The sequence below is a fragment of the Shouchella rhizosphaerae genome (genome assembly GCF_036700015.1).
GTDB classification, from domain to species: Bacteria; Bacillota; Bacilli; order Bacillales; family Bacillaceae_D; genus Shouchella; species Shouchella rhizosphaerae.
This window is the reverse complement of sequence record NZ_CP144921.1, coordinates 79,038-101,353: the sequence shown is the minus strand read 5'-3', so window position 1 is coordinate 101,353 and position 22,316 is coordinate 79,038. Positions and strand designations below refer to the sequence as shown.

Sequence of the window (22,316 nt, the reverse complement as noted above, 5' to 3'; positions counted from 1 at the left end):
GGAGGTGAACACAATAGGAGAATTTGAACAGCTTGATTTATACGTGCAAAAGGCGGGGTCTTCCGAGGCTCCGCTTTCTTTATTAGCGGCGGGCATCGTTCCTCGCGACTTTATAATCGAGTCGCCCGAACTGATGACGACGTATGAAGAGGCGGCTGGCCTTAACGGCGCTGTCGACATGGGCGCGGTATATGGAAAACGCTACATGGTCGGAGACTTTTACGCCAAGGCCGCGGACGAGTACGACTTCCTTGCGATGCGCGACGAAATATTTGCGCTGTTTAACGGCCCGGAACCGTTCTATATTGCGGAATCACGTGAGCCGGGGAAGCGATGGCTAGTGCGCACAGAGGGGCGCTATTCCCTCGACAGGCAGCGGACTTACGGCTTTTTCCAAGTAAATTTCGTATCCGCATCGCCGTTTTCTGAGAGTATAGGCCTAACTACAGACCCAGCCACTTTCACACACCTAGACCTACCAGTGTCAAGTTTTAATTACACGTCCATACAGAGCGGAGATTTTAGGGTCTACAACGCTGGTACAAAGATAGATCCGAGAAACCCTAACACAACGCTCAGAATTATTTACAAAGGGTCTTCGGAGTCTCTGCGATTATACAATCACGCAACGGGAGATTACTGGCGATACGATGGCCGCTCAAACGATGACGACACTATTACGATAGATGGCGTAAGGTCGCTAAAAAACGGACTCAGTATTGTGCGTAATACAAACTTAGGGGTTATCACACTTGCTCCTGGTTGGAACAGAATTGTCGCGGAGGGAGTTCCTACTCCTGTTCGGCAAGCGGTTCAAGCCCAATTACCTCGACCGAAAACAAATCTAATGAATCCATTTCGGTTTGAGTTTAAATACAACTTTATATAAGAGGTGATTTAATGGCATTTAATACTAAGCCCCTGCTAACTGATTCAGGGGGCAATTTAGTTCCTCAGACATATAATCCTCTCCACGACAGGTGGGAAGTTTTAACAGATGTAAAGGTTGAGTATTTTAAGTTTCAAGATTCTGTAACCGCACCTGGCGTCGGGGAACCATTTCATGTTCGCGACTTTAAGAAAATGAACATAGAAATACATGGAAATTCCACCTCAAGGCTTATTAGATTTATGGGGTCACAAGGCAGTGGTATTAGACGTCCAGTTATGGCTGCTAGGTTGTCTGATTTGCATTTAGACACGCAAACATATGGCACGGGAGAGTTGTGGCAAATCGATTTAACGGGGTTAAACACTCTGTTTATAGACGTGGTAGAGGTCACTGGTGGCACAGTGACCGTGGAAGGGAGAGCGGTGGTTTAATGGATATTATCACATTAGGATATGCGAAAAAGGTAGATGAAAAGTATGAAGAGGAACTGAATCTTGTATCCGAATCATTAGGTTTTAGTAGTGTTGCAGAATTACAAGACTTATATTCCGTACCAAGTATGGTATTAAGTTTTGATGAAGATGGAACATTGTTGTCGAGGTTTATTAATAAAGATTTAGCAAATGCGCCTATATTATTTAAAGATGGCGTTACACAAATATCTGTTGAGTATCTAGGAACAGCGAAATACCTAACCCTGGGAGGAGGCAATAATTTATATACTGCCATAAGTATTGCGGATGATCAATATTTTGGAAGAGTCGTCGATTTCTACGGAACTGGATTTAACATAATTACTGCTAGAGCGATACCTGGAGAAGTAGTTGGTGCCCACGCTAATGATTTTATTAAAGTGACTTATGCAAACGAATCCTATAGATTTGAGATAAAAAGAAAAGATACACCGGATTATATAGATTGGTTTACATTGTCCGTTGCGTCTTTGCCTAGTGCTCGCGGTTGGTTAATTTCCACCCGCCTTGGATTTGCGCGGTTTGGAGAAACTAACAGCGACGTTACTGTCAATCAAAAAATGTACCGAAATATTTCCTTTTATCGTAAATATGGAAAGAACTTTGAGCCAGACATTTTGCGAATAGAAGAAGAAATAGCGGAGCTGAAAAACGAAATCTCCTATACTCCGAAATTCGAAAAATGGGCAGTTTTAGGCGATAGCATAACTAAAGCGAATGGTATACAAGACCCTTACTACAATAGAGTGGCAAGGGCATTAGGCATTAAGACAGTACTTAATTACGCAGTATCGGGCACTCGTATCGCTAAAAATTCCGATGACGATGATAGTGCTATGTCTGTCAGGTACGCAGAAATGGACGATACCGCCGACTTGATTACGGTGTTTGGAGGTACTAATGATTTTGGGCATGGTACCGCCCCTTTAGGTGAACTTGGCGACACAGACCCGTCCACTTTTTACGGAGCTTGCTACCATTTGATGGACGGTCTAATCAAAAAGTACCCAACCGCAACTATAGGTTTCATTGCCCCTTTACAACGCAATTTAAATGGTGACGAAGCGAAGGAGATACGAGGATATAAATTGATACAGTTTGTGGACGCTATTAAAGAGACCGCTGAGATTTTTTCTATTCCGGTGCTAGATTTAAATAGGGCTGGAAGTCTTTACCCGGACGTTGATCTTGTCAGGGAATCTCTTATGCCTGACGGTCTACATCCAAATGATTTAGGCCATGGTAAATTAGCTCAAAAAATTAAGCCTTTTTTACAGCGTATCTAAATAACTTCCTAAGCAAACGTGGTATAATCTACCTATCACGTTTGTTTTTGGGAGGTAAAAATGAGAAATAGATTTCTGATTCCGGTATTTGTTGTTTTTACTGGATTGGTATTAATAATTTCATACACGCATTGGCAAAATAAAGTATCGCACATCGCAGCATCAGCAAGTAAAGAAGAACCTGACTTTTCTAATCCCTATGAAAGAAAAACATTTAAGGAAAAGTTAGAAAATGGGCTGTCGATAAAAACGTTAATCATAGGAGATAGCATCGGCGACAGCATGGGAACGGGCGACGAAGAACATTTTTGGTATAATCAAATTCGCGAGAAAATCGAATCAGAACACGGATCAAACATGAGATTCGAGAAGCTAACAAGAGGCGGAGCCACAACATTCGATGGGTTGTTTGATCTAATAGGATCACCCAACCGGAATGTGTATGACCTAGCAATAGTTGTATATGGACAGAATGATAAAGGTCTATTGTCTGTCAATGAGTTTGAGAGCAACTACAAAAACCTAATCTCCTTAATAAACATGTACCATCCGGCATCTGAGATTGTAACTGTAATAGAAAATAGCTTAGACCCCGACAATGAATATGCCGACATTATAAACTCGCTTGCGGATGAGTACGGAACTATTTTGGTAGATATGAGAGAGCCGTTTACATCAACTAACGGTAATCTAACAGTAGACGGTATCCATCCTAACAACGATGGGTATAATTTGTACGCTGACGCGATTTATGAAGCTATTAGCGAGTATAGCGGGGATTCCGAAGTAAAAACTGAAGAACCTGTATACACAGAGAAGCTAAAGTTATCTTTTAAAGACAGCCAGGGCTTTACTGCACTGAATGGCTCTTATTATTCAGACGAAAAAGGATCTTTTATCGAGTATGAATTTGAAGGTAACGCTGTTGCTGTAAGTTTTTCAGCGACCGAGAATAGCGGCACCGCTAAAGCGTATATTAACGGGGAGCTTGTCAACGAATTTAATTTATATGCGCCAGACGGTAGGCCCAAACACTTTCTTGTAGCGAATGAGTTAGGGGACGGCCAACATACATTAAAAATAGAGGTAACCGGAACCCCTTCCGTGAATTACGACGGAGATAGTACGGAAGGAATTGAAGTAAATCTACTAGGAGCATATCTTCTGCGATAGGAGGGATTTACAAGATTGTTATTAATCACAAATATATACGGAGAATCCGAACCGCTCACGCAGTTCCGCGGTCTCTCCCGCACACGTTCGGTCAATGGCGAAAAGTCGTTGACCTTTTTTGCGTTGCCCAATGACGTAGCCTACCCGTTAATCGAGACGGAATCCACCGTCCTTTTCGACGGCGTGGAATACGTCATCCGCCAGGCAAACGAAACGAATTCCGGAAATCGCACGATCAAAAAAGTCGAAGCCGTCGAGCGCTTCTTCGTCGATATGCTAGACGCACCACAGCCTCGGCTCCATACCGGCTCGATGACGTTCAACGCCGCGCTAAATTTCGTGTTTGAGTACACGGACTACACGTTTAACATCGTTGACCCATTTAGCGCGGAACGCTTCGAAAACTTCGGCCGCACCAACGCGCTTGCCTTATTTCGCACGGTACTAGAACGCTACGGCGCGGAATTTACCGTCAACTCGAAAACGGTGACGCTATACAAAGAGCGCGGCGCCAAGACGGACTTCCAGTTGCGATACGGCATGAACGTTAAGGCAATCGATAAGCAAGTCGAAACGCACGATCTCGCGACAGCTATCGAAGGTTACGGCGGGGAGCCGGACGACGACGGCAATTATCCCGTCCACGAAACGTACATCTCGCCGAATGCCGACTTGTATCCGACGCTGCGCTGGGCTGAACCTGTCGTGGACGAACGCTTTACGACTGTGTCCGGCATGAGGGCGCATCTAAAAAGTGTCTTGATCGACGAGCCGCAGATGTCGATGACCGTTGACTTCGCGGACTTGAGGGCGGCAGGCTATACGCCCCTGGTTCCGAACGAGGGCGACTGGGGCTATATCGTCTACGAGCCGATGAATTTTACGGCTGAGGCGCGGATCGTGAAGATAACGGAGCAGTTTGACGCGTTGCTTAGGCCGCAAGCTACAACGGTCGAGGTGTCGAATATAAGGCAGCGCTTGTCCGATACACTGACGCGTTTCTCGCAGACGACGAAGGCCGTTAATCAGTTATTGTCCGGCCAAAAGAAGCTACCGTTTAATGTGCTGGACGACGCGGTGAAAATCGCGACGCGGGCGCTACAATCGGCTCAGACAGAACTTAAATTTGAGAACGGGATTATCGCGATTGACAAGACGAACGCGAACAATCTCGTTCTTTTTAATTCCGCGGGCATCGGCATTTCCGACGACGGCGGCGCGACATTTAAGACGGCAATGACCGGCCACGGCATCGTCGCTGACGTCATAACCGCAGGACAGCTTAACGCAAATAATGTCACGGTTTACGGCGGCGCAACGGACAACTACACGAACATTAGCGGAAATACTATCGAGTCATTCGGCATCCACGACCGTACGTGGTTCGGAGAAACGGTCAGAGAGCGCGTACGTCTCCGTTTACAGTGGGGCTACTTTATCGCGGAATCAATGGACGAAGACCAGCGCCTTTACTACTCGAACAAAGGTATATCAACGTATCTATATGGTTCGGACGCGGACGAAGAAGGGGGCGGTGAATCCCAATATGCGGGTTCGGGCGTTATCGAGTTCTTTTCGCACCGCTATGATCCTGACGTACGGGGCGTCACTATGTCGTCTAACCGCGGCATCGTAGCGCTAAAGACGTACACGCGCGACGTCATACTCGACGGCGACCGCAGCGTCAAGCTTTGGTCTAACCGCGGCGACATCACGTTTAGGCCGAATTCGACGAACAGGCCCGGCAATAACGAGTTCCAAATGTACGTCAAAAATAACGACAGCGGCAGCGAAACTGATGGCGTATTGGCTTACGGCTCATGGTCGACTAGCGATCCTTACGCGTCGGGGCTACGCTTTCAAAAGACGCAGGCGGGCGAGGCGACCGTTTGGGTGACGAATGGTAGCGGGGACAAAGGTACTGGCACGTTAAGCGCTAAACGGCTTCATACGTACGACTGGTACGAGGGCCATATCCGCGCTAAAACAAGCAATGTGTATGCGCTTGTTGACAATGAATTGCGCGTTACGAATTTCAACGGCTTAACGGATTCAGACATTTTTTACCGCGACTTGGCGTGCCGTGACATTCGCGCGAACACCGTACGAGTCAACGGCGGCACTCACTTTTATATCGCCCCAGCATCCGGCGGAGAGGCGAGAATCACAAGCGCGGCGTTTAACAGCGGCAGCTCGATCACTTGGCGCGCCTTAGCAGCGTCAGACTTGCGGGCAAACTCGCTTGTGTCAAATACGATTGACGATTTGTACTTGGGTGTTGCTAACGGGGCTGAGGTAAAGGTAACAACTAGAGCACTTGGAGGAGGCGCGGTCTATAGGCCGATTCGAGCGGCAGAGTTAATTGAAGCATCCAGTCTTGAGCATAAGCAAAATATTGAGCCGCTTAACTATAACGTTCTGCCGTTAGTTCGCGGTCTGGATGTCGTGAAATACAATCTTAACTCGGACGTAGATGTGGGGATTTATCACAATAAGCAAGTCGGCCTGATCGCGGAACTCTCCCCGGAAGTAGCGAGCCGGGACGGAAAGGGCGTCAGCCTTTATAAACTTGCGAGTTATAACACGAAAGCGATACAAGAACTCGCGGACAAAATCGACGAATTGGAGGCTATTGTACATGGATAATAACGACAAACAACAGCAATTAGGCGCACAAATAGAGGCGGACGTAGCGGCAACACTTGGCGGACTACAGCTCAAGGTAATCGAACTTAGCCGAACGCTTGAGTTAACGTCGTCTGAACTCGCGGCAAAAGACGAAAGGATTTCGGAGCTAGAAGCGTTACTCGACGCGGCTACTAAGGATGAGGAGGCGTAATCCATGACCGAGCCGTCCATATACGATCTCCTACAGAAGATCAGCGAGATGCAAGTCCAACTCGCGGAAGTGACGAAGGAGGTACAGCATCAGACGAAGCGAATCGAGGAATGGCACAAGGAAACGCTTGAGATCGCGAAAAGAGCGGACGCGGCCGAAGACAAAGCGGAACTAGCACTAAGCCGCGCCGACCAAGCGCTCGAAGAAATCGAAAAGGAGCGTGCAGCTACGGCCTTGGCGCGGAAAGAACGCAAGATAGATCGGCGCTGGCTGATCGGTACCGCGCTGACTTTTCTCGGCATCTTAGCGCCGCTACTCATACGCTTTTATTTTAATTAGACGAAAAGGGGACGATAACTTGGCTAAGATAGACGACATTAGGCATCGCACAAAACGTTCAAATGGGACACGCGCATTGTCTAAAATAACGACGATTGTCCGCCATCATTCGGGCGGATCAAGCGGTAACTTTGATACGTTTTGGTCGTTCTGGAACGGTGAGCGCGGTTGGGGAACCGGTGGCTACCATGAAATAATTTTGCGCGATGGCACAGTACAACTATGCTATGACCCAAACGAAATCACTAACGGAGTAGGCGGACAAAATTCGTATACCTATCACATCTGCTTGGTCGGTAACGGACAGTTTACGGATGCTCAAGAAGCGGCGTGGGACGAACGGATTGCCTATAACATGCAGCGGCTAGGCATTAAAGTCGGCAGCGTAAAAGGTCATCGCGAAATGCCCGGCGCCTCAACCGCGTGCCCAGGCATCGATATGAATATTGTTCGCGCTAGAATCTCAGGCGGAGCTGTGGGCGGTGTACAAATCGAAAATCCTGCGTCAACTAAGCACAAACTAGGCGACCGCATCTTGCGCAATCAATCACCGATGATGAGAGGCGACGATGTAAAGACGTTACAAAAAGCGATTGGCGTAACGGCAGACGGCATCTTCGGCCCATCAACGGAGACGGCCGTTAGAAAATACCAGGAGGAGCGCGGATTGCAAGTCGACGGTATCGTAGGCCCCGCGACAGTCAAGGCGATCAATAATAAAGCGTCAAAGTCCGCGGACAAAAAGAAAAAATATCCGCTACCTTCCGGCGTCCTTAAACGCGGCTCCAAAGGCGAGGCCGTACGCCAGCTACAGACCGCCCTCAATGCGGCCAATTTCCGCGTGGGTAACGTTGACGGCGACTATGGCCCGAAGACAGAGGACGCGGTTCGACGGTTCCAGTCCGTATACTTGCCGCGTGGGGTCGATGGTATCTACGGGCCGAATACGCGGAAAGAACTCGACAAAGTCGTAAATTAACGAAGGAGGACGAACAAATGAAGAATATTACAGCGGGCACGGTGACGCGGTTTATCGTGCTTTTAATTGCGCTTATTAATAGCGGACTCTCAATGGCGGGGCATTCACCGCTGCCGATTGACGAGGAAGGGGTCGCAACCTTTATCGACCTGGCGTTCCTCGGCGCGGCGTCGTTGTGGGCGTACTGGAAGGATAATGACGTGACCAAGCGGGCTAGGGCGCGGAAGGGAAAGACGGGGGAGTGACGAGAAAGGCTCCGCCTGTTTTTGTCACACCTTTTTAGGATGCAGCATATCATTTTATTAGCGAATTGCTTGAACTATATGCCTCGAAATTTCTAACCGGGCTGGTAAATCCAGCCCCTATTTTAGCTGTTTTCTGTACCGAAAGCTTCATCAAGTTCTGTGTTTATGGCAGAAGCTTGATATTCTAACTCGTTATCACCAGCGTTCCTAATGACCTCATTTACCTTATCTTTTCCATGCTCTTCAGATAACTCGGCGATGCGGTCTTCTAGTGCCTGTTGATCGTCTAGTACGCGTTTCCACCAGTCGAAGTTTTCTTGGCTTGTGATGTATACCTCACTTTCTTCATCGTAGGCGAATTGGTGATCCTCTTTGCCTAATCCATCGTAATTGCCAATAAGATCTCTTGCACAATCTACCCCTGTTTCGCGATCAATTAATTGGAGCGTCTCTCTTATGCCAGTTTCTTTAATAAGTACATTCATCATTTTATTTCCTCCTTGATTAACTCAGCCGCAAGGGCTTTTAATTTTGATTCGTATTCTTCTTCTGTGATGTCCTCGCATTCGAAGTCATCCATGATTTCTTCAACTTGATCGAGGACTTCGGTGGCTTTTACTTGCTTGATCGTTGCGGTGCAAGTAGCCAAGTCTTCGCCGTCCGAACCTTCGTGATCTAGTAGTTCCCCGCGGAAGATGGTTAGCTGTTTTTGGTCCCATCCCCAATAAATTGATGTTAGATACTCAACTAATTTGACTAGACCTTCTCCTTTTTCGAGGCGATAGCAAGAAATGCCGCCTTCGTAAGCAGAAGGAGTTTGTTCTTTGAAGGAGACCATTTTGCCGTCTACTACTTCGTAGTCAAACCATTCTTCGTCTGGCTCCCCGAATCTGCTTTGGTGCTCGGTACCGTGCCAGCCGCCAATTTCGTCAACTCGTACAAAAATCGTGTTTTCCATCTTAACCGCTCCCTTTCGTTTATCTATATATAATATACCATGGTATTATATATATATGGTCAAGGGGATTTGGGGAGTTTTTTGGTTTTTTATTCGACAAATGACGACATTAGCTGTCAGCCCAATTGACTGACTCGAAGCCGTATCCGTTAGGGTTTAAGAACGCCTCTTGTCCGTCCTCGGCGCGGTAATACTCAATGTATACCTCGCTAGACTCAGACGCTTCCTCGGCCAGTTTCCGTGCCTCGTCCTCTGAGTAGACAGGGCGCTTGCGGCCGTCAATAATCACTGTCCAAATTTCCTTGTACGTTTCTCGGCGACGCTTTTCGGCTTGACGAGCATAAGCCTCAACGTCATCTCGATGGTAGAGACGGACGCGGCTGCGGCCCTCGCCGTGATCATAAAAAGGTTTTAGATTCCCGCTTGAAATTGTTTGGTCAAAACCCTTAATATTTTGACCCGTTGCGCGCATAGCCTCTTGCTTGGTCAAAAGGTTAGCGTCGATGTATTTTTTGATTTCTTCTTTATTCATTATTGTCCTCCAATAGTGGTTTGTGGTATTTCTCTTCTGCTGCCTTTCTCGCCGCGGCAGCTTCTTCTAAAGTGTTAAATAGCCCTAGATGAATATGCTGATTTTTTACGGTTATCCTTGCTTGATATTTGCCGTTTTTGGTTATTGTGACACCTTTTACCCCCGTCTTGCTGTCTGATCTTACCTTGCTAGTCAAGAGGTGGGTATATACGCCATCTTTTATTAAATGCTCTTTGTTATATTGTTGCATCGCTTTGCCCGCATCAGAACGAGCGCAACCGCAGGAGATGATTGAACCAGAAAGTAAATGATGAGATTGAACTTCTGTGATTGCTTCGCATTCGCAACGGCAAACCCACAACGCCCTGCCACCTTTCGAGCGTTTGGGCGATCTATGCAAGACCTCTAGCTTGCCGAATGTCTTACCCGTCAAGTCTTTAGCTTTTGCCATTACGCAACAGCTTCCATCACTTCGTATTCTTCGACGCGCTCAACCTGACCGCCTGTTACACGGACAAAATAGCGAGTGCCGCCGTCACATACATCATAAAAGCCGTCTGTCACTACAAACGTTTTGTCCGCCCATTCGTCGTCTTGCTCAACAAGAAATTGGCGCTCTAACTTGAACTTAGGGTGCTTACCAACGATCTTAGCGACCCAAGACTTGTGCTTACGGCTACCAGATGACGTTACGATAGTAGCTTTACGAGTCTCAGCCCATGCCATTTTAAGCGCTGACGCGAAATACTCTTTTACTTTACCGCCAAACTTAGCTGCTCCAGCTTTAGCAATCTCCCAAGCTCTTGTCATAACGTTTTTCATCTTAATCGCTCCCTTGTTCTTTGTTACATATATAATACCATGGTATATTGTACATGGTCAATAGGTTTAGGGAAATTTTTTGAAGAAATTTTCGGAAGGGTAGTGCCCCTACTTGTTGCGCGGTTGCGGCGCTGCGTGCTATAATCGCGGGTATACGGAATGAAGACGGTTTGTGACCGCTAGACGTTAACGTTGATTTATCGGGTGATTTACCGGTGAAGGGCACGTTACCAGTATCGGAAAACCCTTGACAGGGTAGAGGTCACTGGTTCGAGCCCAGTACGGGTCATCTGTTGAAACCCTTATGTGATAAGGGTTTTTCTTTTTGTTATGAACCGAAAGTAACCTCAAAAAATATTATCGGGGACAAATTGGGGACGAACTATTTTACTCGTTTTAACTGTGGCTTTGAATGAGTTGTGGAAGTTTCATTGTTTCGAGCGAATTTATCAAACTTGCCAGTCCGTCCGTTTTTTAACTTTTTTCGTTATATGCACATAAATATCCTCGGTAGTGGATTTTCGAGAGTGTCCAAGACGTTCTTGGATTGCTTTAAGCAATGAATCTACGTTCGGGTCATCGTCTTCTATTAAAAGGGTTCCCATGCTATGCCGTAAGCCGTGAAACGTTATATACCTAATGTTATGCATTTTACAAAATCTTTTCCACCATTTAGAAGGGTGCTGGTAATAATAAGATTTCCCAAGTCCGTTGTGAAAGACAAATTCACGATCCATACCTTCCCATTTACTGCCCAAGTCTTTTCGTTCTTGTTCCCATTCTTTTTTGTAAAGGGCTAACTCCTCCATATACCATTCCGGCATGTCAGCGAAGCGATAAGAACTGATTGTTTTGGGGCCTTTCTCTATAGCTTTTCCATCTTTAGTTAGTGGGATATTGTTTTCCACTTCAAGGCCTTTCTCCTCGTCAAACTTTACATTGTGCCATTCCAAGCCGATTAGTTCTCCTCGACGGAATCCTCCGATCATAGAACCAAGAATTAATAATCTCCATTTCCGAGTCTCTTGAGACAATGCGTCAATAACTTGCTGAGCTTCTTCTTCCGAGTAATCATTAGGTTTCTGTCTCTGCTTTTTCGCTTTGACGACTTGTTCTTCTCGGTAGTACCGGTTTATCGATTTCTTCCATTGGTTTGGAAACAATAAACCTCCATTTTTCAGCGCAATCAAAAACGTTTTTTAATGTACGATAAATGTATCGCACGGTTTCAATATCGAGCGAACCTTCTTTCCCGTCTTTTCGGGCGCCTGATGTTGTAATTCTTTTAAAAAGGTTACAATTTGGATAGTAGTAATCTTGTCAATATGTCGATTCCCAAAGCCGGGCAGTATTCGGTTTTTTAAGGTGCCTATTATACACTTCCAATGTAGTAGGGGAGAGTTCGTATTTCGCATACTTCTCTTTCCGTTCCTTTTGATGCAACGTCAGTAAAAGACAAGCTATGAGGTGGAGAGATGACATAGTTTTAGCAACTGTGGAGTTGTTAGGATGGAGATGATGCCACTATCATGTCACTTTTGGGGTCTAAAAACGTGATACTATGATAGCGTGGAAAGTTGCGAAAAAAGTGCCTAGCCAGTAATTATGCCAGGCACTTTTTTGATTACTCTTATGGAAATACCTAGTCCTGTAGTGGTAATATTTACTTAGTGATGACACGGGGAGAGGGTATTGGCGATGAAAAAGGTATTATTAGTTTTATTAAGCGTATTTATGTTGGCAGCATGTGGCGGAAAAAATGAACCTGTTCAACTATCATTTGATGAGATAGAGGATTTAAATTTAGACGATCAGGTCAAAGCTATTATTGATAATACAGAACTGCTAGAGGACTACGAAATAGTTATAGAAAATAATTCAGTAGCTATAATTTATCCAGCGACTCACATTTCGGATTCAAGTCTAGCACTAGATGATAGCAATGAAAGCTTTCCGAATGTAGCTATGACGTTAGTAGAACATTTATCCGTTTTAGAATTTGATGAAACAGTCATTACGTCTTACGAACCAACAGAAACCACTGGAATAACGGGTTTAACGAAAGTTTCAGCTTTATTCAATAGAGACACTGTTAAGGAATTGGACTTTGAAGAATGGAAAGATGAAAGGGAAAAGTTCCCGCAAAGGTTTTATAGGTACTCTGATGGCTACTTAATTAGAGGCACTGTTTGGGAGAATTTAGGGGAGGAGAAACAAGAAGCAATTGGAAATGAATCTAAGAACGCAGTTAACTCAGATAGCCAATTTTGGGAGTATTATGGGAGTTATGTAGAATAACTATCAAAGCATCCTAACGGGTGCTTTTTGTTTAGGTAAATAGGTGGAGGATTTTCTCTTTTCCTGTCGAATAGGTTCGATGGGAGGGGTTATATTTTGGAACAAGAAATATTGTTTATAGAAAAAGGAAATCTCCAAGGTTTTAAGGTATTACCAGGAGTTGATCCTAAAAGAGTAATAATTAGAGAAAACGGGTCTGCCAAATTAGATTTAAATATTTCTGGCACAACTATTGCAGTAGCTAGTTCAGGAGTTGATGAGGGCAATGCTCACGAATGGTTGTGGGGTATAGGAATGAAGTTTTTAGAAAAACACGATTTCCAGTACACGAAAATTTTAGTAACATCAGATATGGTTTTAAACGGGGAATTAATAGTCCCTTGGGAAGCAGTTATTAAAGAACAGAGATAAATAACATTAAGCACCCATCGCGGTGCTTTTTCTTATTCCCAAAACAAACACAATACATGGGGGTGGCAGGTAATGCAGGATGGCAGATAAACATATTCAAGCTGAGAAAGACTATAAAAAGGGTATGAAATATAAAGACATTGCTGAGAAACATAACGTGTCGATTAATACCGTAAAGTCATGGGAACGTCGGTATGAGTGGTCACGTGAAAAGGGTGCACCCTCTGAAAAAAGTGTGCACACAAAAAAGAAAGGCGCACCAAAAGGGAATATAAACGCAAAGGGTAATCGGGGCGGCACATCATCAAATATCACATACCGTACCAGGGGCAGGAGTTGACAACAGCAAACGGCTTTTGTCCGCTTGTGCGAGGAAGAGCGTGCACGACCTTATAGTTCATGCGCGCTCTTTTAAAGTTAATGTTTTTGCGCTTTGTGATTGGCTAAGGTTTTACCGGCATTTGTTTTTTGAGTCGGAGATTTGCTTGTGGCGAGCGTTTTTCCGGCTTTGCTGACTGTTGGACTTGGATTACACTTTTTAGACTGTTTAGCTATTGCAATCACCCCCTTTCTCACTTCAAATTATATCATTTCAGGAAGGGATAACATTGAAAATACCGGAAAAAATAAAAGTTGCTGGCGTTGTATATGAAGGAATAAACCGACCATTTATAGAGATTGATAGTAATCGGAATTATCAAGGTGCATGCACATACCCAGATACCGAAATAAGCATCCTTGATGATTTAAGCGATGAACGAAAAGAAGATGTGTTTTTCCATGAATTAACACATGCTATTTTATATGAGGCTGGTTACGAAGAGGCTGACGAGGAAATGGTAAATCGTATCGGTAAAGTGTTACATCAGGTATTCAGGTATTCAAAGACAACGACTTAAATCAATACAAGGATTTTACTAAAAAGGGTGTATGAGCCATAAGGCCGTATGCGCTTTTTTGTTTAACTGAATACAAGATATTGGTTAGATTTATTTTCCATTTCGTAGTTAATAGACGGGTACTATGGTACATAACTTAATAATGGAGGACGCCCTAATGCTATTAACAACTTTAGCTATTATAGCTATCTTTGTGGCACTTCCTTCTGCTATCGATGCTGGCCGTTCAACTTACTGTAGTTGCATACGCTATTTGCCTAATAGTGGGTGTCAAACGGTTAGAGCGAAAACCCTAAAGAAGGATAAAACAGTCTGAGATTAACCAACATTACACGCGTTACTTGTCTCAGAAAAAGTTACTTTGGAAGAGGAGGGGCTAAGTGTAAGGGGCGGAACACAGGATGTTCCGCAACGAAGAAGAGGAGGGCTTTTGCTCTTCTCTTTTTAATTTGCAAATAGGCGTCCTAACGGGCGTCTTTTTATATAGGAGCAGAGACTATGAAGAAAGTAAGCGTTGAGGGTAGAGTTTTGTACCAGGTGATTGGACAATAAATATGATTTATTCGACTAACGTAATTGAAGGAAATTCGCCATTTCTGTCGAATTAGAGGGGCGGAGGTGAGTGAACTGTTATTAACATTCGCTATTATATTGTTGGTTTTATCAATCGTGTTAACTATAAGGAATAGTAAAAAGAAAAAATCTGAAGAGTTACGCTTGATAGCTGAAGAGCAAGCGGCAACTCTAGAAGAAAAATCCCCACCTAAGCCAACGCATGAACACTTTGAATTTAAAGTTGTTGGTGTTACGAAGAAAAATGAAGATGGAAAAGAGATACAGGCAATATTAAAAAAAATAGCTAGTTCTTATAAAAAGAGTGGAGAGCTTGAATCCTACGACGGCATGACTAATAAAGAGATTGCCGAATGGGGTTTAAGTGTAGGTGAGTTTGAAGGTCAATATGTCCATCATAAGATTGAATTAAGGCCAGATCCGGACAATGAGTATGATAAGAATGCAATTAAGGTTTACTTGAAAGATGCTGAAGGCAATAATTATCATGTTGGTTATGTGGGGGAAGAGCAAAATCTAGCTCTAAAAAACATCTTAGATAATGAAAATATAACTGGTATATCTGCAGAATTCATAGGCGGGAAATACAAACATGCCGATTATGACCCAATAAAAGATAAAGACATAGTAACAATTGGAGAAGAGGTAACAAGAGGATTAAAAGTTGATTTAAGTTACAGGATTTAGCACCTGAAAAGAGGGCTACCCTACGGGGTGGCCTCCTTAATTGAACTGCCCCCATCAAGTAGACTGTGGAAAATAAAAAAATGATTTAAGCGGCTTTAGTCCTATATTCCATAGGACTAAGGCCGTCTAATCGTTTTTGGTATCAATCATGATTATAAAAATGGATGTATTCGTCTATCGCAAGAGAAAGTTCCTCAAATGTCTTATATTTATGTAAACGATACTTCTCGCTTTTCAGTGTTCCCCAAAAAGATTCCATTGGTCCATTATCAATACACCGACCAACTCATGACATACTTTGTGTCATCTTGGCCGCAATGATCTTCCGTTTAAATCCTTTAGAATATATTGGAACCCTCTGTCACTATGGATAAGTGGATGTTCACCAGTTAATTGTTCTGTGGCTTGGTCAAGCGTCTTGAATACAAGTGAATTATTATTGGCATGCCCTAGCACATAACTGACAATGATCCATCATAAAGGTCACGTATGGCGCTTAAATAGGCCTTTTTTGATGGGCCATACTTCAATTCTGTCACATCCGTCACCCATTTTTCATTTGGTTGAACAGCTGTAAACTCGCAGTTTAATCGGTTTTCAGCCACATGTTGAGGGGTGGATCGTTTATATGGTTTCTTCTTTAGCCGAATAACCGAGCGTAAATGAGCCAAGTTCATCAGTCGATAGATTCTCTTGTCATTTAATGTCTCTTCAAACGCACTATTCATGTGTAGCGTCATTTGACGACAGCCAAAGGTGCGATCCACTTTTTCATGGAGGACTTTCATCTTTTTTATGATTTCCTCATTGAAACGTTCTCGGTCAGAAGGGGTTCGTTTCAGCCATTTGTAGTAAGCGGCTCTAGAAATACCGGCAATCTCACAAAGTAGAAGAATCGAAAAGCTCTCTTCCTTTTGAAGCTTTTGAATGGCGATATAGTTATCTTCAAATCGGCTTGATTTAGTTTCGCCTCCTTTCGACCTCTTCCAACTTTTTTAGGAAGACATTCTCCGCACGTAACCGTTCATTTTCTCTTTCTAACTTTTTCATTTGAAGTTGGATTTTCTCTTCTGGAGTGAGGAGAGCCTCTTCTTTTTTACTACCACGTTTATCTTTTAACGCTTCCTCTCCGCCATTTTCATACTTCTTCACCCATTGATAGACTTGTTGATAAGAAACATGATACGTACTGGCTGTTTCTTGATAAGCTTTTCCGTTCTCCAAGCAAGCCTGTACAATGTGGATTCGTTCTTCCCAAGTCGTTTTTCTTCCTTTCGTCATAGAGCTCGTCCTTCCTGGTGACGTATCTTTTAATTCACTATGACTAGTATACTTCCAAATTTCAATCTCTGAGGTCAGAGGCGTCCGAGATTTCATACATACGAGTAACCTCTCGTATCGAATACATACCAGACAGATACTCTTTTACGGCGGCTAGCTTCAGATCCTTTGAATACCCTTTCCAGGTAGAAGACTCTTTTAGACCTTCCACCATGTTTATCATATTTATATTCCATTCCAAAATCGTTGAATCGTGTATGTTATAGATTGCCTTTAATTCATTTATTGAATAATCCGCTAATGCGTTTAATACCTCGTATTACTTTTTTACTGAGTAAGACCTTTTGGAAATAACAAATACTCCCCTATAAGTAGCCAGATTTTTATATTTTAATCTGTCTACCTAAAGGGGAGCATATCGACTTTAGGGGGTGTTTTTTCTAAAACCCAGCCTTATACTGAGTAGGAGCCTCAACAGGAAGCTGTAATTCAGACGCAGCGCCAAGGGCCCAGTATGGGTTGGCTAACAGGCCGCGGCCAACGGCGATGAGATCGGCTTCTTCATTGCCGATTACGGCATTGGCTAAAACAGGGTTTTCGAGGCGGCCGACGGCGATGACAGGGACAGATAGTGCCTGTTTGATCTGTTTTGCCAGCGGCGTTTGGTAACCTGCGTGGCTTCCAGGCAGCCCTCTAGAGCCGATTGGCCCTTCGCCGCCAGAGCTGACGTCGAATACGTCGACTCCTTCGTCTTTTAAAATCTGTGAGAAGCGGATGGCTTCTTCTATATCGTAGCCGCCATCGACATATTCGGTTGCTGAAATACGCATCAATAAAGGCATGCTGTCGGGGATGACGCTTTTGACCGCGCGAATGACTTCTTTGGCGAAGAGCGTGCGGTCTTTACCGTAACGGTCTGTTCGTGTATTCGTATATGGTGAAAGGAATTGATGGATTAAATAGCCATGGGCGCCATGGAGTTCAATCGCGTCAAATCCCGCTTCTACTGCTCGGCGGGCTGCTGCCTTAAACGTTTGTACCATCTCAGCGATTTCGTTCTCTGACAGCGCTCGAGGGGTTTTGTATGTTTCGTCAAATGCCTGGGCGGATGGCGCAACGGGTTCAGGTGCGTCTTCCGCTTTTCTGCCAGCATGGGCGATTTGAATGGCGATTTTGGCACCATATTGGTGAGCTGCATCGACAATCGGCTTAAACGCATCGCGATGGGCGTCTGACCAAAGGCCAAGGCAGTAATCGCTAATCCGCCCATTCGGCTCGACATTGGTCATTTCCACAATAATTAGGCCAACGCCGCCAATTGCTCTGCTCGTGTAATGGTGCAAATGCCAGTCAGTCGGCATTCCGTCTTTGCCTATAGCCGAATATTGGCACATAGGCGACATGACGACACGGTTTTTCAACGTAAGCTCTTTCAGTTGAAAGCTGTCCATTAAGTTTGGCAAAAGAACCCCTCCCATTTTTCGTTTGTTCAGGCTTATCGTAAAGAGATGTTGCCCGCAATTCAAGCAAAATGCTTGCAAGGGGGCGTTTCAGTACGGTTAACTAGAATCTATAGAAGCCATTTTTGACTAAAGGGCGAGGCTAGTGGAGCGACATGCTGCGGTTGGAATCGTGCCTTTTGGCGAAGAGGAGGAGAGCGTTTTGCAGAAGGAATTACATAAGCAGTTTACAACGATGATTGCTGAACCACGTGTTCAAGAAGGGTTGGCTTTTTTAAAAAACGATGACAGGCAAACGTTGCATGAACAAATGACGATCGCTGAAATTCCCGCTCCGCCGTTTCAAGAAGAAAAGCGGGCCAACTATGTGCAAGAACAGTTTAAGAAGCTTGGTTTAACAAACGTAAAGCAAGATGAAGAAGGCAATGTCTATGGGCTTAGGCCAGGAAAAAAAGACGTGCCGGCGATTGTGGTGTCTGCCCATTTAGACTCTGTCTTTTCAGAAGAGACGGATGTCACCGTAAAGGAAAGGGACGGTGTCTATTATGGGCCAGGCATAACCGATGATGCCCGGGGCTTGGCGGCATTGCTGTCCGTTATTCGTGCTTTCCAACATACAGGTATTCAGACGGAGGCTCCGATTGTTTTTCTAGCTACAGTTGGCGAAGAAGGACCTGGCGATTTGCGTGGTGTAAAAGCATTTATTGATGGAAATGCTAATATTGCTAGTTTTATTTCGATTGATTCGGTTTCTCCTGAAGAAATCATTTACCAAGGCACTGGCAGTTTCCGCTATGAAGTAACGTTTTCTGGGACGGGGGGCCATAGCTTCCAGCATTTTGGCACGCCGAGCGCTGTTCACGCAGCTGGCCGGGCGATTGCGGCGATTGCTTCGTTGGATGTGCCGGAAACGCCAAAAACAACGTTTAATGTTGGTGTGGTGGAAGGGGGAACGATCCCAACAGCTATTGCTGAAACGTGTACGATTAAATTGGATCTTCGTTCCAATGGCCGAGCTGAATTGGATAGCATTGCTGAAAAAGCGCTCTTGTTGTGCGAAACCGCCTGTTCGCAAGAAGGAGAAGGCGATCAAACCATTCGTTTATCTTCGAAAAAAGTCGGCGATCGTCCTGTGGGTGTTCAATCAGCTGACTCTGAAATCGTTGAAATGGCTGTTTTGGCAACAGAAGCACTCGGCCTTACTCCAGAGTTAGCACCGCCAAGTAGCACAGATGCCAATTATCCGATTAGCAAAGGCATCCCTGCCCTTACCCTTGGAGGGGGCGGAGAGGGCGGCGGTTACCACTCGCTGAATGAATGGTACAAACCGGTGAACAGTTATTTAGGGCCGCAACGTGTATGGCTTGTGGCGTTAGGGCTTGCTCGGGCCATACCGGGAAGTCAAAACAGCTGATAGCATTGTTTTGTGAGCTATGTAAAGGGTATAGAAAAAACAGATAGAGGAAAGGTGGTAGGTCAAGTGAGAGTACTTGTAATCGGTGCAAACGGACAAATTGGCAAACAGCTTGTCGAAAAGATTGAACAGCAATCGCCTCATGAAGCACGGGCGATGGTACGTTCAAAAGAACAGTTGGAATCGTTTCAACAGGCAGGAGTAGACGCTGTGCTGGCGAACCTTGAAGGACCAATTAGCGAATTGGCTGAAGCGGCAAAAGGCTGTGACGTAATTGTTTTTACGGCAGGTTCTGGCGGGCACACAGGCGCAGATAAAACGATGATGATTGATTTGGATGGCGCGATTAAATCAATGGAAGCTGCAAAGCAAGCAGGCGTAAGCCGTTTTGTGATTGTCAGCGCGATTGGCGTTCACCACCGGGAGAAATGGATGTCCTCTGCCCCTTATTATAGCGCCGCTAAGCATTATGCGGATGAATGGCTAAGAGCCAGTGGGCTTGATTATACGATTGTTCGTCCAGGCGGTTTAACGAATGAAAAGGGAAATCAGAAAATCAACGTTGCGGTAGATTTACAGCGTGGCAACATTCCTCGTGAAGATGTCGCGAATGTCCTTCTTGCTGTGTTAGACATGAAGAACACGATCGGCAAGTCGTTCGATGTGGTTAGCGGGGAAGAAGACATTGAAGCTGCTCTTTCTTCTCTATAAAACAAAAAAAGGGTCTCCAGCGCAATCGCTGGAGACCCTTGTCTTTTATACATTTTCTCCTTTTGCTGTTGGTTCCTCTGGGGCATTTAAACGGAACAAACCTGCTTCTATTGCCGAGCGGACAGCAATGTAAACAAAAGGCCCAAAAATCAATCCCATGACACCGAAGAATACAAAACCAAAGTACATCGACAGCACGGTTGGCAATGCATTTAAACCAATTGAGTCACCTAAAACTTTTGGTTCAATGATACGGCGCAAAATCAACAGCACGAGGGCAAGCACCATCAATTGAATGCCCATTGCCGTATTCCCAAGTATGATAACGACCAAGCCCCATGGTACTAGAATAAGGGCAGGTCCGACGTACAATGGAATAATGTCGACTACCCAAATCAAAATCGACATAATCAAGGCAGAGCTTGGAGCAATAAATAATAAGCTGATATAACAGGCTAGGAAGACGCCGATGCTTAAAATAAATTGCGCTTTCCAATAGCCTAAAAATACTTTGCCCATGCGTCGAAAAACGAATTGCAACTTTTGTGACGTTTCGTCTTTAAATAAATTGAACGTGTTGCTGAGCAGACGCGGCAAATCAAGGCTAAATAAGAAAAGGGTGATGATGTATACAAGAGTAACAAACAGCAAGTTAGGAATCGATTGAAGCCATGCTGCAATCGTTGTAATGACTGTGGCTGTGAATCCTAGCACGGTGTCAACAGCTGTCTCAGAAAGGCGTTGCAGTTCCGCAACAATGGCCGCTCCTTGAGGAATACGATCCAACGTATCTGTGAAGTCACTAATAAGCTTGTCAGCGAACTGCTGGATTTCAAATGCATATTGGGGCAGCTGTAATGTCCAACCATAAATAGATTCAATTAAATAGCGAACCGTTATGTATAAAAGAACACCACTGACAAACAAAAAGCTCAAAAACACAATCGTCACCGGCAAGAGCCGTTTTTCTTGTTTCATCTTCTTCTGTAAAAATTTTACGAATGGCTCAAACACCATCGCTGTTAGCAGCGCCAGCAAAATCGGCATAAACGCTGAAAGATTAAAGTAGACAAATAATCCAGCGGCTGCAATGACAACAATCAAAAAGATTTTCTTCACGAGTGAACGGTTCAACTATTGAAAACCTCCTACGCATACAAAACAAATGGAAAGTGCTCCTAGATATGAGAACATCCTTTTAAAAAAAGAATGATCGACGGACAAAGGTGCCTCTTTCCATTATAGCTTAAACCGTCCAATCTAAAAACGAAAAGCACTGGAATCACGCAGAAAATTTTTTTGCTGTTTGGTTGGCTCAGACTGTAGACAAACACTCCCATACGTCATTGTTTGACGAGTGTTTTCTAACCGCCCGAGTCATTTTTATGATTTGCGTTTGCGTAACACGGTAAAAATGACGAGCGCTACAATAAAAAGGCCAGCAATAATGATAGAAAGCCAAAGAACAGACGTGCCAGCTGTGTTTGTTTCATCCTCTCCTGGTCCACTTGCTTCGTGGTCACGATCTTGCTTCACTTCGTTTTCGTTTGCGGCATTTTCTTCCGCTATGCTTTCATCCTCAGGAGTTGTTTCTTCCTCTGCATTTACTTGAAACGAAAAAGATCCATCCAAAGAATGGCCGTCGTCGCCAATGTTTTGCCATTCAACGGTGTATGCCCCATTGCTTAGAGGTTCCTGCAAAATCGCTATCATCGATGTGTTATCTACATCAATGGACTCGATCGCTGCCTCTTCATCTGTGTCGGTGTTTGTGATCGTCATATCCGCTGTGCCAATTCCGCCATCAAAAGAAACTTGGACTTCCGTAACAGGTTCATTGACTTCTTCATTTTCACCAGGTGTTGACGATTGAAAATGGGAGTGTGCCCCGGCTGTGAGTGGGAAAACAAACAATGGCAACAACAGAAAAACTGCAAGACTTAACCGTTTAAAAAACATGTAAGAATATCCTCCATTCATCTTTAAGTGCGATGTTAGTATAACAAGAAATTGTGAGCACTTAATGAAATTAGCCGTTGTTTAT

At 44.6% G+C, this 22,316-nt stretch carries 28 protein-coding genes and 1 pseudogene; 16 read left to right on the top strand and 13 right to left on the bottom strand.

All coding sequences use genetic code 11. The features are described 5' to 3' along the window. Nucleotides 1–133: 133 nt before the first annotated feature. From V5G21_RS21375 to V5G21_RS00510, 9 genes are read left to right on the top strand one after another with little or no spacing between them, the layout of a single operon-like run. Nucleotides 134–889 carry a phage tail domain-containing protein gene (locus tag V5G21_RS21375; protein ID WP_422397440.1) on the top strand — a complete coding sequence of 252 codons (756 nt, stop codon included), beginning with the start codon at nucleotides 134–136 and terminating at the stop codon, nucleotides 887–889. 11 nt (nucleotides 890–900) lie between these two features. Then, nucleotides 901–1,323 (top strand): hypothetical protein, encoded by a 423-nt coding sequence (locus V5G21_RS00545; RefSeq protein WP_338465078.1) that lies wholly within the window; start codon nucleotides 901–903, stop codon nucleotides 1,321–1,323. Further along, a complete protein-coding gene (locus tag V5G21_RS00540) occupies nucleotides 1,323–2,651 on the top strand; it encodes an SGNH/GDSL hydrolase family protein (protein WP_338465077.1) in 1,329 nt (442 codons plus the stop codon). Before V5G21_RS00545 ends, V5G21_RS00540 begins: the two co-directional genes overlap by 1 nt. 60 nt (nucleotides 2,652–2,711) lie before the next feature. Then, on the top strand, nucleotides 2,712–3,824 hold the full coding sequence (locus tag V5G21_RS00535; protein WP_338465076.1) for a GDSL-type esterase/lipase family protein: 1,113 nt from the start codon (nucleotides 2,712–2,714) through the stop codon (nucleotides 3,822–3,824). A 15-nt stretch (nucleotides 3,825–3,839) separates the two neighbouring features. Beyond that, nucleotides 3,840–6,470, top strand: coding sequence for a phage tail spike protein (locus V5G21_RS00530; protein ID WP_338465075.1), 2,631 nt, complete (start codon nucleotides 3,840–3,842; stop codon nucleotides 6,468–6,470). Then, entirely contained in the window at nucleotides 6,463–6,663 is a 201-nt protein-coding gene (locus tag V5G21_RS00525; RefSeq protein WP_338465074.1) for a hypothetical protein, read from the top strand. The genes V5G21_RS00530 and V5G21_RS00525 overlap by 8 nt, the downstream gene beginning before the upstream one ends. A 48-nt stretch (nucleotides 6,664–6,711) precedes the next feature. Continuing rightward, on the top strand, nucleotides 6,712–7,002 hold the full coding sequence (locus tag V5G21_RS00520; protein ID WP_338465073.1) for a hypothetical protein: 291 nt from the start codon (nucleotides 6,712–6,714) through the stop codon (nucleotides 7,000–7,002). Nucleotides 7,003–7,021: 19 nt separating this feature from the next. Further along, nucleotides 7,022–7,981, top strand: a complete 960-nt coding sequence (locus tag V5G21_RS00515) for an N-acetylmuramoyl-L-alanine amidase (protein ID WP_338465072.1) — start codon at nucleotides 7,022–7,024, stop codon at nucleotides 7,979–7,981. A gap of 17 nt (nucleotides 7,982–7,998) precedes the next feature. Continuing rightward, nucleotides 7,999–8,226, top strand: coding sequence for a phage holin (locus V5G21_RS00510; RefSeq protein WP_187427478.1), 228 nt, complete (start codon nucleotides 7,999–8,001; stop codon nucleotides 8,224–8,226). 122 nt (nucleotides 8,227–8,348) lie between these two features. Here V5G21_RS00510 and V5G21_RS00505 read toward each other — a convergent pair whose 3' ends face one another. The 7 genes from V5G21_RS00505 to V5G21_RS00475 all read right to left on the bottom strand — a co-directional run bounded on the left by V5G21_RS00505 (nucleotide 8,349) and on the right by V5G21_RS00475 (nucleotide 11,953). Further along, complete coding sequence (locus V5G21_RS00505; protein ID WP_338465071.1) at nucleotides 8,349–8,714, bottom strand: hypothetical protein; 366 nt, start codon at nucleotides 8,712–8,714, stop codon at nucleotides 8,349–8,351. Then, on the bottom strand, nucleotides 8,711–9,184 hold the full coding sequence (locus V5G21_RS00500) for a hypothetical protein (protein ID WP_338465070.1): 474 nt from the start codon (nucleotides 9,182–9,184) through the stop codon (nucleotides 8,711–8,713). The genes V5G21_RS00505 and V5G21_RS00500 overlap by 4 nt, the downstream gene beginning before the upstream one ends. Before the next feature lie 109 nt (nucleotides 9,185–9,293). Further along, nucleotides 9,294–9,716 (bottom strand): hypothetical protein, encoded by a 423-nt coding sequence (locus V5G21_RS00495; RefSeq protein ID WP_338465069.1) that lies wholly within the window; start codon nucleotides 9,714–9,716, stop codon nucleotides 9,294–9,296. Beyond that, the gene (locus tag V5G21_RS00490) at nucleotides 9,709–10,167 is read right to left on the bottom strand and encodes an HNH endonuclease (RefSeq protein WP_338465068.1); all 459 of its coding nucleotides are present in this window, start codon (nucleotides 10,165–10,167) and stop codon (nucleotides 9,709–9,711) included. Before V5G21_RS00490 ends, V5G21_RS00495 begins: the two co-directional genes overlap by 8 nt. After that, entirely contained in the window at nucleotides 10,167–10,538 is a 372-nt protein-coding gene (locus V5G21_RS00485; RefSeq protein ID WP_338465067.1) for a hypothetical protein, read from the bottom strand. Before V5G21_RS00485 ends, V5G21_RS00490 begins: the two co-directional genes overlap by 1 nt. A 449-nt stretch (nucleotides 10,539–10,987) precedes the next feature. Continuing rightward, nucleotides 10,988–11,701 (bottom strand): site-specific integrase, encoded by a 714-nt coding sequence (locus tag V5G21_RS00480; RefSeq protein ID WP_244835526.1) that lies wholly within the window; start codon nucleotides 11,699–11,701, stop codon nucleotides 10,988–10,990. Nucleotides 11,702–11,737: 36 nt separating this feature from the next. Further along, entirely contained in the window at nucleotides 11,738–11,953 is a 216-nt protein-coding gene (locus tag V5G21_RS00475) for an N-terminal phage integrase SAM-like domain-containing protein (RefSeq protein WP_244835525.1), read from the bottom strand. Between the two features lie 283 nt (nucleotides 11,954–12,236). On the opposite strand from V5G21_RS00475, the gene V5G21_RS00470 reads away from it, so the two are divergent. The 5 genes and pseudogenes from V5G21_RS00470 to V5G21_RS00450 all read left to right on the top strand — a co-directional run bounded on the left by V5G21_RS00470 (nucleotide 12,237) and on the right by V5G21_RS00450 (nucleotide 15,406). Next, complete coding sequence (locus V5G21_RS00470) at nucleotides 12,237–12,836, top strand: membrane lipoprotein lipid attachment site-containing protein (protein ID WP_095326210.1); 600 nt, start codon at nucleotides 12,237–12,239, stop codon at nucleotides 12,834–12,836. Between the two features lie 96 nt (nucleotides 12,837–12,932). Beyond that, nucleotides 12,933–13,247 carry a hypothetical protein gene (locus tag V5G21_RS00465; protein WP_095326209.1) on the top strand — a complete coding sequence of 105 codons (315 nt, stop codon included), beginning with the start codon at nucleotides 12,933–12,935 and terminating at the stop codon, nucleotides 13,245–13,247. A 79-nt stretch (nucleotides 13,248–13,326) separates the two neighbouring features. Further along, nucleotides 13,327–13,545 (top strand): annotated as a pseudogene (locus V5G21_RS00460) (helix-turn-helix domain-containing protein); the annotation flags it as partial. Nucleotides 13,546–13,855: 310 nt separating this feature from the next. Beyond that, nucleotides 13,856–14,146, top strand: coding sequence for an ImmA/IrrE family metallo-endopeptidase (locus tag V5G21_RS00455; RefSeq protein ID WP_244835524.1), 291 nt, complete (start codon nucleotides 13,856–13,858; stop codon nucleotides 14,144–14,146). 618 nt (nucleotides 14,147–14,764) lie between these two features. Continuing rightward, entirely contained in the window at nucleotides 14,765–15,406 is a 642-nt protein-coding gene (locus V5G21_RS00450) for an HIRAN domain-containing protein (protein ID WP_095326207.1), read from the top strand. Between the two features lie 142 nt (nucleotides 15,407–15,548). Here V5G21_RS00450 and V5G21_RS21370 read toward each other — a convergent pair whose 3' ends face one another. The 4 genes from V5G21_RS21370 to V5G21_RS00435 form a co-directional block, all read right to left on the bottom strand. Continuing rightward, the gene (locus V5G21_RS21370; protein ID WP_095326206.1) at nucleotides 15,549–15,665 is read right to left on the bottom strand and encodes an IS3 family transposase; all 117 of its coding nucleotides are present in this window, start codon (nucleotides 15,663–15,665) and stop codon (nucleotides 15,549–15,551) included. Between the two features lie 190 nt (nucleotides 15,666–15,855). Continuing rightward, the gene (locus tag V5G21_RS00445; RefSeq protein ID WP_095326205.1) at nucleotides 15,856–16,194 is read right to left on the bottom strand and encodes an IS3 family transposase; all 339 of its coding nucleotides are present in this window, start codon (nucleotides 16,192–16,194) and stop codon (nucleotides 15,856–15,858) included. Nucleotides 16,195–16,366: 172 nt separating this feature from the next. Next, complete coding sequence (locus tag V5G21_RS00440; RefSeq protein ID WP_179291295.1) at nucleotides 16,367–16,687, bottom strand: helix-turn-helix domain-containing protein; 321 nt, start codon at nucleotides 16,685–16,687, stop codon at nucleotides 16,367–16,369. 440 nt (nucleotides 16,688–17,127) lie between these two features. Next, the gene (locus V5G21_RS00435) at nucleotides 17,128–18,150 is read right to left on the bottom strand and encodes an NADH:flavin oxidoreductase/NADH oxidase (RefSeq protein WP_095235947.1); all 1,023 of its coding nucleotides are present in this window, start codon (nucleotides 18,148–18,150) and stop codon (nucleotides 17,128–17,130) included. A gap of 199 nt (nucleotides 18,151–18,349) precedes the next feature. Between V5G21_RS00435 and V5G21_RS00430 the strand changes: the two genes are divergently transcribed. Together V5G21_RS00430 and V5G21_RS00425 are read left to right on the top strand one after the other, a co-directional pair. Beyond that, complete coding sequence (locus tag V5G21_RS00430) at nucleotides 18,350–19,561, top strand: M20/M25/M40 family metallo-hydrolase (RefSeq protein WP_011247283.1); 1,212 nt, start codon at nucleotides 18,350–18,352, stop codon at nucleotides 19,559–19,561. A 66-nt stretch (nucleotides 19,562–19,627) separates the two neighbouring features. Then, on the top strand, nucleotides 19,628–20,272 hold the full coding sequence (locus tag V5G21_RS00425; protein ID WP_073304288.1) for an SDR family oxidoreductase: 645 nt from the start codon (nucleotides 19,628–19,630) through the stop codon (nucleotides 20,270–20,272). A gap of 45 nt (nucleotides 20,273–20,317) precedes the next feature. Here V5G21_RS00425 and ytvI read toward each other — a convergent pair whose 3' ends face one another. Together ytvI and V5G21_RS00415 are read right to left on the bottom strand one after the other, a co-directional pair. Beyond that, nucleotides 20,318–21,406 carry a sporulation integral membrane protein YtvI gene (gene ytvI, locus V5G21_RS00420; protein ID WP_011247281.1) on the bottom strand — a complete coding sequence of 363 codons (1,089 nt, stop codon included), beginning with the start codon at nucleotides 21,404–21,406 and terminating at the stop codon, nucleotides 20,318–20,320. Between the two features lie 249 nt (nucleotides 21,407–21,655). Then, entirely contained in the window at nucleotides 21,656–22,231 is a 576-nt protein-coding gene (locus V5G21_RS00415; RefSeq protein WP_179289858.1) for a copper resistance CopC family protein, read from the bottom strand. Nucleotides 22,232–22,316: the final 85 nt, after the last annotated feature.